This is a genomic window from Pseudomonas sp. A125 (genome assembly GCF_055409485.1).
On record NZ_JBUZVP010000030.1, the window covers coordinates 20,441 to 33,183 of the forward strand.

At 59.7% G+C, this 12,743-nt stretch carries 12 protein-coding genes; 7 read left to right on the forward strand and 5 right to left on the reverse strand.

All coding sequences use genetic code 11. The features are described 5' to 3' along the window. Positions 1–33 precede the first annotated feature (33 nt). Positions 34–252, forward strand: a complete 219-nt coding sequence (locus tag ACZRN6_RS29485) for a DUF2970 domain-containing protein (RefSeq protein ID WP_076014869.1) — start codon at positions 34–36, stop codon at positions 250–252. Here the strand turns inward: ACZRN6_RS29485 and ACZRN6_RS29490 are convergent. After that, positions 249–1,328: an ABC transporter substrate-binding protein gene (locus tag ACZRN6_RS29490; RefSeq protein ID WP_464009493.1), complete on the reverse strand. Its 1,080-nt coding sequence runs from the start codon at positions 1,326–1,328 to the stop codon at positions 249–251. The two genes, ACZRN6_RS29485 and ACZRN6_RS29490, sit on opposite strands and share 4 nt — an antisense overlap. A 421-nt stretch (positions 1,329–1,749) precedes the next feature. Between ACZRN6_RS29490 and ACZRN6_RS29495 the strand changes: the two genes are divergently transcribed. Both ACZRN6_RS29495 and ACZRN6_RS29500 read left to right on the forward strand, forming a co-directional pair. After that, positions 1,750–3,408 (forward strand): nitrite/sulfite reductase, encoded by a 1,659-nt coding sequence (locus ACZRN6_RS29495; RefSeq protein ID WP_322145618.1) that lies wholly within the window; start codon positions 1,750–1,752, stop codon positions 3,406–3,408. Further along, the gene (locus ACZRN6_RS29500) at positions 3,392–3,886 is read left to right on the forward strand and encodes a DUF934 domain-containing protein (protein ID WP_003210798.1); all 495 of its coding nucleotides are present in this window, start codon (positions 3,392–3,394) and stop codon (positions 3,884–3,886) included. Before ACZRN6_RS29495 ends, ACZRN6_RS29500 begins: the two co-directional genes overlap by 17 nt. 78 nt (positions 3,887–3,964) lie before the next feature. Here ACZRN6_RS29500 and ACZRN6_RS29505 read toward each other — a convergent pair whose 3' ends face one another. From ACZRN6_RS29505 to ACZRN6_RS29515, 3 genes are all read right to left on the reverse strand, one after another. Beyond that, the gene (locus tag ACZRN6_RS29505) at positions 3,965–5,017 is read right to left on the reverse strand and encodes an MBL fold metallo-hydrolase (protein WP_464009494.1); all 1,053 of its coding nucleotides are present in this window, start codon (positions 5,015–5,017) and stop codon (positions 3,965–3,967) included. Between the two features lie 188 nt (positions 5,018–5,205). Then, complete coding sequence (locus tag ACZRN6_RS29510) at positions 5,206–6,852, reverse strand: SulP family inorganic anion transporter (protein ID WP_322145620.1); 1,647 nt, start codon at positions 6,850–6,852, stop codon at positions 5,206–5,208. 80 nt (positions 6,853–6,932) lie between these two features. Next, positions 6,933–8,210 (reverse strand): serine/threonine transporter, encoded by a 1,278-nt coding sequence (locus ACZRN6_RS29515; RefSeq protein WP_322145621.1) that lies wholly within the window; start codon positions 8,208–8,210, stop codon positions 6,933–6,935. 333 nt (positions 8,211–8,543) lie between these two features. On the opposite strand from ACZRN6_RS29515, the gene ACZRN6_RS29520 reads away from it, so the two are divergent. Both ACZRN6_RS29520 and ACZRN6_RS29525 read left to right on the forward strand, forming a co-directional pair. Beyond that, a complete protein-coding gene (locus ACZRN6_RS29520; protein ID WP_322145622.1) occupies positions 8,544–9,140 on the forward strand; it encodes a TetR/AcrR family transcriptional regulator in 597 nt (198 codons plus the stop codon). A gap of 216 nt (positions 9,141–9,356) precedes the next feature. Beyond that, complete coding sequence (locus ACZRN6_RS29525; protein WP_322145623.1) at positions 9,357–9,893, forward strand: cysteine hydrolase family protein; 537 nt, start codon at positions 9,357–9,359, stop codon at positions 9,891–9,893. Positions 9,894–9,908: 15 nt separating this feature from the next. Here ACZRN6_RS29525 and ACZRN6_RS29530 read toward each other — a convergent pair whose 3' ends face one another. Beyond that, positions 9,909–10,166, reverse strand: a complete 258-nt coding sequence (locus ACZRN6_RS29530; protein WP_464009495.1) for a hypothetical protein — start codon at positions 10,164–10,166, stop codon at positions 9,909–9,911. 384 nt (positions 10,167–10,550) lie between these two features. Here ACZRN6_RS29530 and ACZRN6_RS29535 point away from each other — a divergent pair, with 384 nt between their 5' ends. Both ACZRN6_RS29535 and ACZRN6_RS29540 read left to right on the forward strand, forming a co-directional pair. After that, entirely contained in the window at positions 10,551–11,501 is a 951-nt protein-coding gene (locus tag ACZRN6_RS29535) for a 2-hydroxyacid dehydrogenase (protein WP_464009496.1), read from the forward strand. 171 nt (positions 11,502–11,672) lie between these two features. After that, positions 11,673–12,740 carry a phosphotransferase family protein gene (locus ACZRN6_RS29540; RefSeq protein ID WP_464009497.1) on the forward strand — a complete coding sequence of 356 codons (1,068 nt, stop codon included), beginning with the start codon at positions 11,673–11,675 and terminating at the stop codon, positions 12,738–12,740. Positions 12,741–12,743: the final 3 nt, after the last annotated feature.

Sequence of the window (12,743 nt, forward strand, 5' to 3'; positions counted from 1 at the left end):
ATGCTGTCCATACACACCTTTACCGGGGGATGTATGGACGACCCAGCCAACCACAAGCCGCCGACGTTCTGGCAAATGCTCCACAGCGTCATGGCCGCCGCCTTTGGCGTGCAAAGCGGCAAGAATCGCGCGCGCGACTTTACCCACGGCAAGCCCAGCCATTTTGTGGTGCTGGGCATTCTGTTTACGGCAGTGTTTGCCCTGACGCTGTTTGGCATCGTCAAGCTGGTGCTGCACTTGGCCGGGGTTTAGTGCAGCAGCAATTGCAGGCTGAAGGGATACCGGTAGGCGGCCGGCTTGCCCACAGCCGATAACGCACGAAAATCCAGTGGATGATCCTCGCCGGCGTTGAACCGTTGCAAGCGCCGGGCCTGCGCCGGGTCGATCAACTGGAACAGCGCCTCACTCCGTTCGCGGCCGCCATGCTGGCTCATGTCCACGCCCAGGGCATCGTCATGCAACAACACCATGGCCCAGCCGCCCTGGGTAAAGTGGCCCGCCACCAACGCACTCAGGCGTCCATCAAGGCGCGCCTTAAGAATTTGCGGCGAGCTGTTTACCGCGCTGAATAGAACCGTTTTGCCCGGCACACCGCCCCGTTGCTCAAGCGCTGCCATGGCGCCCAAGGCCATTTCATCGTTGGCGGCCCACACCAACCCGGTCTGCGGGTAGCGTTTGAACAACTGTGTGGCCTGTTCGAAGGCACGCTGGCGGTTCCATTCGCCGTAGACCAATTGGCGCAACCGCACCTGGGGAAACTCCTCCAGGGCGCGTCTCAGCCCTTGTTCGCGCAGTTGCGCAGCCGGGGTGTTCTTGGCCCCTGAGAACGCCAGCAGGTCGATCGTCTGGCCGGGTGCCACCGGCGTGTGTACCCGCAACAACTCCCTGAGCATCAGGTAGCCAGCCTCCTCGTCATTGGCCACCAGGCTACCGACCCAGTTCGGGTATTGGCGTGCATCGAGCAATTGCACCTGGTCTGGTGTGAGGGCGTTATTGACGATCAGCAGCTTAACCCCGCTGCCTTGGGACAGCCGCAGGATCTGTGGCGCGATGTACTGCTCGTTGACTAGCACCAGGTAGTCCGGGCGTTCGGCACCTTGCAACGCCTCGCGGGCCTGCAAAAGCGTGGTCTGGGGGTTGCGCTCGGAATAGCGCACACGCAAATCCAGGCCGAGGTCCCTGGCGGCGGCCTGCATGAATTGCGCATAGCTGACCCAGAAGGTCTCGGTCGAATTGCCAGGGTTGAGAAACACCACCGACGTCGCCTGGGCAACGGCCCAGAACGGCATACTCAGCACCAGCAAGCACTTGCAGAGAACCTTCAACATCGTTGCCTGAGCCCTTCGCAATGGCCGGCCATGATAACGCCTGCAAGCGGCCAATTACTCAGGTAATGCTCTTTTTATTGATGGCTGACCCAGAACACGGCAGTGGAAACCACCAGGATAATCAAGAACAGAATGGCCCACGCGTCGACACTGCTGTCACTTTTGCGGGCCTTGGTCGGATTGCTCATAGCATCGCCTCTTGTCGGTTTTATAGGTGATTGCATAAAGACACGAGCACAGTAAAGATCATGATTGCCCGCATGACAAATGTGGGTATCGCGATAACAGTTCTCATTAGGCGATTTGGTTATTTGCATATACTCAAACATCACTTTTGCGCATAAACGCAAACTGGTATCGTGCGCCGGCTCCGTTGGGAGTGCGCGGCCGTGCGCGCAGATTTGCCGAGAACAGGACCTATATGTACGTATACGACGAATACGATCAGCGCATCATCGAGGACCGCGTCAAGCAGTTCCGTGATCAGACCCGACGCTATCTGGCAGGCGAACTGAGCGAAGAAGAGTTCCGCCCTCTGCGCCTGCAAAATGGCCTTTATGTTCAGCGCTTTGCGCCGATGCTGCGGGTTGCCGTGCCTTATGGGCAACTGACTTCCCGTCAGACGCGCATGATGGCCAAGATTGCCCGCGACTTCGACAAGGGCTACGCCCACATCAGTACCCGCCAGAACGTGCAGTTCAACTGGCCGGCCCTGGAAGACGTGCCGGACATCCTGGCTGAATTGGCCACCGTGCAGATGCACGCCATTCAGACCAGCGGTAACTGCCTGCGCAACGTGACCACCGACCAATTTGCCGGCGTTGCCGCCGACGAGCTGATCGACCCGCGCCCGTGGTGTGAAATCGTCCGTCAATGGACCACCTTCCACCCCGAGTTCGCCTACCTGCCGCGCAAGTTCAAGATCGCCATCAATGGCTCGACCTCGGACCGCGCAGCTATCGAGGTGCACGATATAGGCCTTGAGCCCGTGCACAACGCGGCCGGCGAGTTGGGCTTCCGTGTGCTGGTCGGCGGCGGCCTTGGCCGTACGCCGGTAGTGGGTGCCTTCATCAACGAATTCCTGCCGTGGCCGGACCTGTTGAGCTACCTCGACGCCATCCTGCGGGTGTACAACCGCTATGGCCGCCGTGACAACAAGTACAAGGCCCGGATCAAGATCCTGGTAAAAGCGCTGACCCCTGAGGTGTTCGCCCAGAAAGTCGACGCCGAGATGGAACACCTGCGGGGCGGCCAGACCACCCTGACCGAAGCCGAAGTGCACCGCGTTGCCAAACACTTCGTCGACCCGGACTACAAGGCCCTGAGCAATCAGGACGCCGAGTTGGCCGAACTCGATGCGCAACACCCAGGGTTCGCCCGCTGGCGCACCCGCAACACCCTGGCCCACAAAAAGCCGGGCTATGTGGCGGTGACCCTGTCGCTCAAACCGACCGGTGTTGCACCGGGCGACATCACCGACAAGCAACTGGATGGCGTCGCCGACCTGGCCGAGCGCTACAGCTTCGGCCAACTGCGCACCTCCCACGAGCAGAACATCATCCTCGCCGACGTCGAACAGTCTCAACTGTTCACCCTGTGGGGCGAGTTGCGCGAGCAGGGTTTTGCCACGCCGAACATCGGCTTGCTGACCGATATCATCTGCTGCCCGGGCGGCGACTTCTGCTCGCTGGCCAACGCCAAGTCGATCCCGATTGCCGAATCGATCCAGCGCCGTTTCGACGACCTGGACTACCTGTTCGACATCGGCGAGCTGGACCTGAACATTTCCGGTTGCATGAACGCCTGTGGTCACCACCACGTCGGCCACATCGGCATCCTGGGCGTGGACAAGAAAGGCGAAGAATTCTACCAAGTGTCCCTGGGCGGCAGCGCCAGCCGCGACGCGAGCCTGGGCAAGATCCTCGGCCCGTCCTTCGCCCAGGAAGCCATGCCTGAGGTGATCGGCAAGCTGATCGACGTGTACGTTGAACAGCGCACCGAAGATGAGCGTTTCATCGACACCTACCAGCGCATTGGCATTGACCTGTTCAAGGAGCGCGTCTATGCAGCGAATCATTAAGAACAACGAAGTCCTCGACGAAACCTGGCACCTGCTGCCCAAGGACGCGAGCTTCGATGGCATCTCCAACTGCGACGACCTGATTGTACCGTTGGCCCTGTGGCGCGAGCACGCTCACGCCCTCAAGGCCCGCGACGGCGGCCTGGGTGTGTGGCTGGACGCCGATGAAGAAGCTGAAGAGATCGGTGACGACGTGGAACACTTCCAGGTCATCGCCCTGAACTTCCCGGCGTTCACCGACGGGCGCAACTACTCCAACGCCCGCCTGCTGCGTGACCGTTATGGGTACAAGGGCGAGCTGCGGGCGATTGGCGATGTGTTGCGCGACCAGTTGTTCTACCTGCGCCGCTGCGGGTTCGATGCCTTCGCCTTGCGCGCCGACAAAGACCCATACGAAGCACTGGAAAGCCTCAAGGATTTCTCGGTGACGTACCAGGCTGCCACGGATGAGCCATTGCCGTTGTTCCGCCGCCGCTAAACATCGGTGTCATTGAAAAAGCCCTGAAGCCCGACACTCGGCCTTCGGGGCTTTTTCGTCTCAACTGCAGGCGCCCTCCTACTCTCTCTTTGTTTGAACACCCGTCGCGGTGTAGACAATGGCCTCCTGGATAAACGAGTCGATAACATATGCGTAGCCGGAATACCGAGCATACTTGCCGTCCAACTGGCTTCTCGCGGACTTGATAATGTAGGGCTCTTGCAGATAAGGGATGGCAGAATCCGACCCGTACTTCATGGGGTCTACATCGGGCGCACTGGCTACGGCCATTCTAACGGCTGCTTCAAGGTCCGCGACAAATCCTATCAGGAACTTAACATCCTCCTTACTTCCAAAGTTTCCATGCCCACCGATCAACTTGTTCCAGGCAAGGCCGTTTAAAACGTGCAGATTATCGATATACGAAGCGGTATTTCCAGCGTTATAGGAAAACCTGAAAAACGGAAACTGGTCCGGAGAGACGAAGTCGGGGGCGATAACCACTTTATACGCATCAATAACAAATACACTTTGATCCAGGCTATGGGTTGGGTATTTGAACCCCACCACTTTTACGTGCAAATCTTCAAATTGAAGATCCGCCTGCCCAGCGTCCACATCAAGCACTCGCGTGACAGGGGCATGCCCATCGGCGCCCGTATGGCTTAGAATTTCTGCGGTTTTAAGGGTAGCTACCACCTCCACCGGCACACCCTTGGTTTTCATCGCCTCGACCAACGCTCTGGAACCGTCGATATGGTCCTGGTGGTGATGGCTATACACCAGGCTGGTGACGGGTAGATCCGTCACGCTCTTCACCGCCTGCAGCAGCGATTCAGTGGAGCCTGCGGCAGGGTCAAACACTAATACCCCGGCGCTCCCCACATAGAACGGTACGTTATAAAATCGGCTGAACATTACATACAGTCCGCCGCCGACTTTTTGCAGGGTGTAATCCGTCTCGCCATAGCGCCGGAACAAGCCCTCGATTTTTTGGCCTGGCTCTATAGCGATGAATTTGGAGGCCGGCACATAGACCGTCCCGGGCACAGTAGGCACTTCTGCCGTTCGCGATGAGCAGGCAGTGACCCATAATATCGTTACAACAGCAATGCACATATTCCTGAGCATTCACCACTCCTCATATAGCCTACATTAAACCAGACTAGTCCTACAGACAGGTGATAATTGCGCGCGAGTAACTATCACAAAATACTTACACTTTCATAACAACGGAAACACTACGTTATTAGTTATGCATTCACAAAAACCAGGCACGCAGATGTATTACCAGAAGTAATAAGGCAAACGACATATATTCAGGCGGTAGTCTGTAAGGCGAGCTGAACCGCCCCGTCGACGCTCAACCCGCTGATCAACACTTGCGGCGCACACGCCTCGGGCAACGTCTGCAACACCTCCTGTGCCTCATGCCGCACGCGGGCCAGCACCAGGCACTTGCCCTCCCCCTGCACCTGCACGAAAAAAGCCTGCAACGCTTCTATGCTGGTGCCGTCCAGGTCGGGTGACTCCTCCAGGCTCAGTACCACACTGTGCACAGGCGACGACGCGCCTCGCATCAAGTGCAACACGGCGCCCAGCACGCGTTCGGCGTTCGCGAAGAACAGTGCTTCGCTGGGCCGCACGATCAGTACGCCTGGAATCTGTTCGGCCCCGGGGTGATGTTGCAAGTCGACAAAATCATGCCCGCCATCGATGCGCCCCAGCTCACGAACATCCGCCGAAGACATCTGCCGCAGCATCAACACCACGCTGATCCCCACCGCCACCAGCAACCCATCCAGCACACCGAGTACCAATACCGCGGCTACCGCGCAGATCACCAGCAACCGATCACGCCGCCAGGAAAAATAGCGGCCCAGGGGCTGCAGGCTCAAGCCACGGCCCAGGGCGTAGATGACGATGGCAGCAAGTACTGGCTCCGGCGTCAGCGCCACCCACGGCAGTACCGTCAGCACAATCGCCAACACCACTAGCGCTGCCACGGCACCCGCCAGGCGGGAATTGGCACCCGCCGCCTCATTTGCCGACGTCGCCGAATACCCGGCGCCGGTGGGCATTCCTTGAAACAGCCCGGACAACAGGTTGGCGGCGCCCAGCGCCAGCAGGTCGCGGTTGGATGACACGCGATCGCCATGCTTGAGGGCGAATGAGCTGATGGAACCGTAGGACTCAGCGTAAAGAATCATCACCATGGCAAACGCCAACTCTCCCAGGCGCAACCAGTCGGCAAACGGCAGCACCGGCAGGTGTGCCAGTTCCAGGCGCAGGTCGATCACGCCGATCAATGCCACCCCGTGCGCCTGCAAATCCAGGCACTGGCCGGCGGCGATTCCGAGGATGACCACCAGCAATCCGCCCGGCAGGCGCCTGAACCGGGCGCACAGCCATAACAGCAGCAAAGCGACGCCCGCGACAGAGGCGGCGGGCCAGTTCCAGCGCGGTAATTGCTCCAGTAGCTGGGGCAGGAAGCGAATCAGGTTGTTGTCCGTGAGGTGTACACCTACCACGCTGGCCAGTTGCTTGAGGATGATGGTCAGCGCCAGGCCAAAGGCAAAGCCGCGCAACACCGGCTTGGCGATAAACGAGGTCAAGCCGCCCAGCTTGAGTAACCCGGCCAACAGGAAAAACGCCCCGGTCACCAATACCAGGCCCATCGCCAGGGTCAGCCGCAACGCGGGATCGTCCCCCGCCAGTGTCGCCGTAGCCGCCGCCAGCACAGCAGCAGACGACGACGTGGCGGAGACAATCGCGAAGCGGCTGGTGCCGAACACGCCATAACACAACAGCCCGGCGAATAACGCGATGACGCCCGCCTGGGGCGGCAGCGCCGCTATGCTGGAATAGGCCACGGCCTCAGGCAACAACAGGCCGGCAATAGCCAGGCCGGCCAACACGTCTTGTGTACGCTTCGGTGGGGTCTCGCTCACAGGCTTGCTGTTCAATCCCTGATTCCCTGGCAAAAAAAACGGCCAATCCGCCGTTTGCGAATTGGCCGTGATCATTGCACTGAAACGCCGTGCTGTCAGGACATCAGCGAGTAAACCAGCGCGGTAATTGCCACCAGGCCAACGGCCGTGACAAACACGTTGGACGCCTGGCCGCGGTACTTGGCCATCGCCGGTACCTTGCGGATCGCGTACATCGGCATCAGGAACAGGATCGACGCAATGATCGGCCCGCCCAGTGTCTCGATCATGCCGAGGATGCTCGGATTAAGCGTCGCAACAATCCAGCACACCACCAGCATGAACGCAGCGGTCATGCGGTCCAGGGTCTTGGCTGCCGGGCGACGGCCGCTTTTGAGCACCAGGCCCTTGAGGCCTTCACTGGCGCCGATGTAGTGGCCCAGGAACGACTTGGCAATCGCGACAAAGGCGATCAGCGGCGCGGCGAACGCGATGGTCGGGTTGCTGAAGTGGTTGGCCAGGTACGAGAGGATCGACAGGTTCTGCGCCTTGGCTTCGGCCAGTTGGGCAGGCGACAGGGTGAGTACGCAACTGAACACGAAGAACAGCACCATCACCACCATCAGGATGTGCGCCCGGGACAGGATCTGCGAGCTGCGCTCTTCGGCGTGTTCGCCGTACTGGCGCTTCTGGTCGACCGCAAAGGCCGAGATGATCGGCGAGTGGTTGAACGAGAACACCATCACCGGAATCGCCAGCCACAACGTGTGCAGCAGCGCCGAAGGGGCCGGCACGCTGCTGGCGGTGCTGAGGATGCCACCGTTCCAGTGCGGCACCAGGTACACGGCGAGGAACAGCAACGCGACGATAAACGGATACACCATCAGGCTCATGGCCTTGACGATCACCTGCTCGCCGCAACGCACCACAGCCAGCAGGCCGAGGATCAGTACCAGCGACAGGATCGCCCGCGGTGGCGGCGCAATGTGCAGTTGGTGCTCCATGAAGCTGCCGACGGTGTTGGTCAACGCCACGCTGTAGATCAGCAGGATCGGGAAAATCGCGAAGAAATACAGCAAGGTGATTGCCGCACCGGCCTTGAGGCCGAAGTGTTCCTCGACCACGTCGGTGATGTCCGAACCTTCCCGGCCCGAGAGCACAAAGCGGGTCAGGCCACGGTGCGCAAAAAACGTCATCGGGAACGCCAGCAGCGCGAGAATCACCAGCGGCCAGAAACCGCCAAGCCCCGCGTTGATCGGCAGAAACAGGGTGCCGGCGCCGATGGCCGTACCGAACAGGCCGAGCATCCAGGTGGTGTCCTGGCGGCTCCAGCGCGTGAGGGTTGCAGGTGTCGTTGCGTAGCGTTCGTCGACGCTATTGGCCTGATCATTCATCCGTTCGGATCTCCGCATTCACTCAGTCGGAACGAGTCAGAAAAACCTGACAGGCAGCGCCCCGACCGAAACAGGGGCGCGATTGTCCGGGATTCGCTTGAATAAGCAAAGACTTAGCTGAGGAATGGTTGTGCAGTGCAGGGCGTTGGAAGCGATCAAAGACGGGATATTTTTTACATTTGTATAAAAATCTATTTTATAAATTCATATCGTCATGTATTTTTAAACGCTGCGGAAAAACCCAACATCCCCGACGCCAGGCGCTTAGGCGGGTTGATCTGCAATGCCACGGGCACGGTTACTCCTGCCACAACCTGACTCAGAGAGCCCCCAATGCCACGCGTGTCCCGCAAACAAGCCGAACTCAACCGCGAAATCATCGTCGAGGCCGCCACGCGGCTGTTTCGTGAACGGGGCATCCATGGCATCAGCGTGTCTGATGTGATGGCGGCTGCGGGCCTGACCCATGGCGGGTTCTATGGGCACTTCGAGTCCCGCGAGGCGCTGGCCACGGAAGCCTGCAACCGGGCGTTCGAACAATCGAGCCTGCGCTGGCAAGCCCGGGTCGAGCAAAGCCCTGACCCCCAGACCGCACGCCTGGCGTTGATTGATCCGTACCTCACGGCAGCCAATCGTGACAACCCCGGAGACAGTTGCCCGGTAGCGGCCTTTGCCGGGGAAATGTGCCATGAAGCGGCCGACAGTCCGCTGCAGCAGAGCTTTATCCAAGGCTTTGAGGCATCCATGGGGATCCTGAGCGCTACCCAAGAGACCGGTACACCTGAGGGTGACCGCCAGGCCGCCATTGCCCAGTACGCGACGATGGTCGGCGCAATTACCCTGGCTCGTGCGACCAAAGGCAACGGCCTGTCTGATGAGTTCCTCGCCGCCGCCAGGAATCTCCTGATCCCGGAAAAAAACCTCGGTTGATGCGTTGACATCCAAACGCCAGCGCCAGCATGATCGGCCCATGAACCTTATTCAGCAGGCCCTCACCCGCACCACCACCACGACCGCTTTTGGCGGGTCGTGTGGTAGCTGTGAGTGGCGCGCAAACTAAGCCACCCGGATTTACCCAAGGCCCCGCCAGCAATGGACGGGGCCTTTTTATTGCTCCGCCATCTGGCAACTACAAGGAGCAGTACCATGCCTGACAACAAGCGCCCCGCCCTGCTGGTCATCGACATGCAGACCGGTCTGTACGATGGTCCGGAAAAACCCTACGAACGCCAGCGCGTACTCGACAACATCAACCAGTTGATTCAACGAGCGCGACACGCTGGCGTGCCGGTTTTTGCAGCGCGCCACACCGGCCCGGCGGGTTCGCCCATCGAGGCGGGCAGCCCGTTATGGCAGCTCTGGCCAGCGCTGGAGGTCGATGCAGCCCGCGACACGGTTTTCAATAAAACCCGGCCCAGCTGTTTTCTCGGCACCGAGCTGGCGCAGCAACTGGCGGCCGCACAGGTGAATGAACTGGTGATCGTCGGGATGAAAACCCAGTACTGCATCGACACGACGTGCCGAGTGGCCGTCGAGCTGGGGTTCTCGGTAGTGCTGCCGGAAGATGGCCATACCTGCATGGACACTCCGGCGCTATCGGCCGAGGCAATTATCGAGCATCACAATAAAACCTTGGCCGGGGCGTTTGTGAAGCGTGTGAAAGCTGACGATATCGGCTTCTAAAGCCCGGAGCTTTAACTAAGCCGTGGTTCTCAAGACGTTGCGCAGTTCGCCATTAATCGCGCCCTGCGCAACAACCAGTTGCTCGACCAAATCACCGGGCGCTTGTGCCGTTAACGCAATCACTGGGCGGTCCCAGTCGTAATTTCTTATTACATTGATGCGGAACCCACCATGGGTATCGAAGGAGGGATACCAGCCTACATCCAATATAAGCCCACCGGCGTATTCAACCTGAAGCATGTCCTCTTTCAGCAGGTGGGCCTGACTCTCCATCGCCCCATCCTGCAATATTGAGAGATCATCATGGGTGACGTTTCCGTCAATAAAGCCTAATGATCAACTTGTTAACCTCCTGAATTCCTGCTCGGAAATCGGATGACCATGGATGACGCCCGCGCTGAACTCAATTCGACCCCAGTAACTGGGCTTGCCATCACTGGCACCTATGACTTGCGGGTACTCCCTGAGTTTTCAGGGTTTTGGACGTCTCTGCTAAGGAAAGTCGTCAAAGTCTGCGGCAGTATAAAGGGCTGGGACGAGCGGTCTGGAAAATCAGATTAGGCTGGTGAGAAATGAAATTTTTCTGCGGTAAAGAAACGATCGGGACTACAAATCCCGCATAATCCAAGCCTCTAATCCTTCAGGAAGAGCCTTCCGATGCCCGTTACCGTTCTGGTCCTGGTTGAAACCATCAACGACTACCTGCCGATCATCGAAGGCAACGGCTTTCACGTGATCCTTGCGCCAACCCCGGCCGAACGTGCGAAGGCGATCAAGACACACGGCGGGCAGATCCAGGCAGTGCTGACCCGCGGCCCACTTGGCCTTTACGCCGAGGAAATCGCCGCGCTGACGTCGCTGGAGATTATCTGTGTGATCGGCGCCGGGTATGAGCACGTCGACCTGCAAGCCGCCAGCAACCGGGGCATCGTAGTCACCAACGGCGCCGGCGTGAATGCGCCATCGGTAGCAGACCACGCCATGGCCCTGTTGCTCTCGCTGGTGCGCGACATTCCCCGGGCCGACGCGGCGGTACGGCGCAACGAATGGCCCAAAGTCATGCGCCCTTCCCTGGCCGGCAAACAGCTGGGCATTCTTGGCCTGGGCGCCGTAGGCCTGGAGATCGCCAGGCGCGCAGCCCTGGGTTTTGGCATGGAGGTGAGTTATCACAACCGCCAGCCCCGCGACGACGTGGACTACACCTACTGCGCCACCGCCGTTGAACTGGCGCGGGCCTCGGATTTTCTTATCCTCGCCACACCAGGCGGCGCCAGCACGCGGCATCTGATCGACCGCCAAGCCCTCGACGCGCTGGGGCCAAACGGTTTTTTGGTGAACATCGGCCGCGGCAGCGTGGTGGTTACGGCCGACCTGATTACCGCCCTCGAACAACGCCGCATCGGCGGCGCGGCACTGGATGTATTCGACGACGAGCCCAAGGTGCCGGACGCCCTCAAGCACCTCAGCAATACCGTGCTCACGCCCCATGTCGCCGGCCTGTCTCCGGAAGCGGCCCATGACACCGTGCAGCGTGTGGCGGACAACCTGCTGGAATACTTCGCCGGTCGCCCCGTGCTGACGCCTGTAACGCTGCCGCCACGCAACTGACTCAGATCCCGGCCCCGCGAAAAACGCGGCCGGCGATCCAGGCACATCATGCCCGCTGATCATCGGCCAACACGCTAACCTATTAAGCGGCCCCAACCTTGTGGCTGGATGGCTGCGCGCATTAGATTAGCCAATAGTCCAAGGCCTTAAGAATAAGCAGAAGGGATAAGCATGGCGCTTAATGACCAATCGACCCAGATTCGCCCCGGCGAAGAACTTGATGCCAGCCTCATCGATCCCTACCTCAAGGCCCATATCCCGGGCTTGAGCGGCAGTGTCAAAATCAGCCAGTTCCCCGGTGGTGCCTCCAACCTGACGTACCTGCTGGAATATCCCGACCAGGAATTCGTGCTGCGCCGCCCGCCCTTTGGCCACAAGGCCAAGTCTGCCCACGACATGGGCCGCGAATTCCGGATTCTCAACCAGCTCAAGGACGGTTTCCCGTATTGCCCCAAGGCGTACGTGCACTGCACTGACGAGTCAGTGATCGGCGCCGAGTTCTACGTAATGGAGCGGGTCAACGGGATCATCCTGCGTTCGGACCTGCCACCGGAACTGGGCCTGGATGCGGCGAAAACCGAAGCCCTGTGCAAAAGCTTTATCGACAAGTTCGTCGAGTTGCATCAGGTGGACTACGCCGCCTGCGGCCTGGCCGACCTGGGCAAGCCCGAAGGCTACGTACAGCGGCAGATTCGCGGCTGGAGCGAGCGCTACGAAAAAGCCCTGACGCCCGACGCTCCCAGCTGGGAAGCAGTACGTGCGTGGCTCAACGACAAGATGCCGGCCGACCACCCCACCTCAAGCATCGTGCACAACGATTACCGCTTCGACAATGTGATCCTCGACCCGCATAACCCGATGCAGATCATCGGCGTGCTCGATTGGGAACTGACCACCCTGGGCGACCCGCTGATGGACCTGGGCAACACCCTCGCCTACTGGATCGAAGCGGCCGACCCGGCGCCGGTGCAACTGATGCGCCGCCAGCCGAGCAACGCCCCCGGCATGCTCACCCGCCGCCAGTTCGTCGACTACTACGCCGAACGCTGCGGAGTCCAGATCGACAATTTCGACTTCTATTACACCTACGGCCTGTTCCGCCTGGCCGGCATCGTGCAGCAGATCTACTACCGCTTCTTCCACGGCCAGACCCAGGACAAACGCTTTGCGCAGTTCATCCATATGAACAAGCTGCTGGAGCAGATGAGCCTGAACGTCATCAAACAGTCTTCCCTCTGACCC

Coding starts and splice junctions, on each gene's coding strand:
- ACZRN6_RS29485 (WP_076014869.1), top strand. CDS start 34: ATGGACGACCCAGCCAACCACAAGCCGCCGACGTTCTGGCAAATGCTC.
- ACZRN6_RS29490 (WP_464009493.1), bottom strand. CDS start 1,328: ATGTTGAAGGTTCTCTGCAAGTGCTTGCTGGTGCTGAGTATGCCGTTC.
- ACZRN6_RS29495 (WP_322145618.1), top strand. CDS start 1,750: ATGTACGTATACGACGAATACGATCAGCGCATCATCGAGGACCGCGTC.
- ACZRN6_RS29500 (WP_003210798.1), top strand. CDS start 3,392: ATGCAGCGAATCATTAAGAACAACGAAGTCCTCGACGAAACCTGGCAC.
- ACZRN6_RS29505 (WP_464009494.1), bottom strand. CDS start 5,017: ATGCTCAGGAATATGTGCATTGCTGTTGTAACGATATTATGGGTCACT.
- ACZRN6_RS29515 (WP_322145621.1), bottom strand. CDS start 8,210: ATGAATGATCAGGCCAATAGCGTCGACGAACGCTACGCAACGACACCT.
- ACZRN6_RS29520 (WP_322145622.1), top strand. CDS start 8,544: ATGCCACGCGTGTCCCGCAAACAAGCCGAACTCAACCGCGAAATCATC.
- ACZRN6_RS29525 (WP_322145623.1), top strand. CDS start 9,357: ATGCCTGACAACAAGCGCCCCGCCCTGCTGGTCATCGACATGCAGACC.
- ACZRN6_RS29530 (WP_464009495.1), bottom strand. CDS start 10,166: ATGGAGAGTCAGGCCCACCTGCTGAAAGAGGACATGCTTCAGGTTGAA.
- ACZRN6_RS29535 (WP_464009496.1), top strand. CDS start 10,551: ATGCCCGTTACCGTTCTGGTCCTGGTTGAAACCATCAACGACTACCTG.
- ACZRN6_RS29540 (WP_464009497.1), top strand. CDS start 11,673: ATGGCGCTTAATGACCAATCGACCCAGATTCGCCCCGGCGAAGAACTT.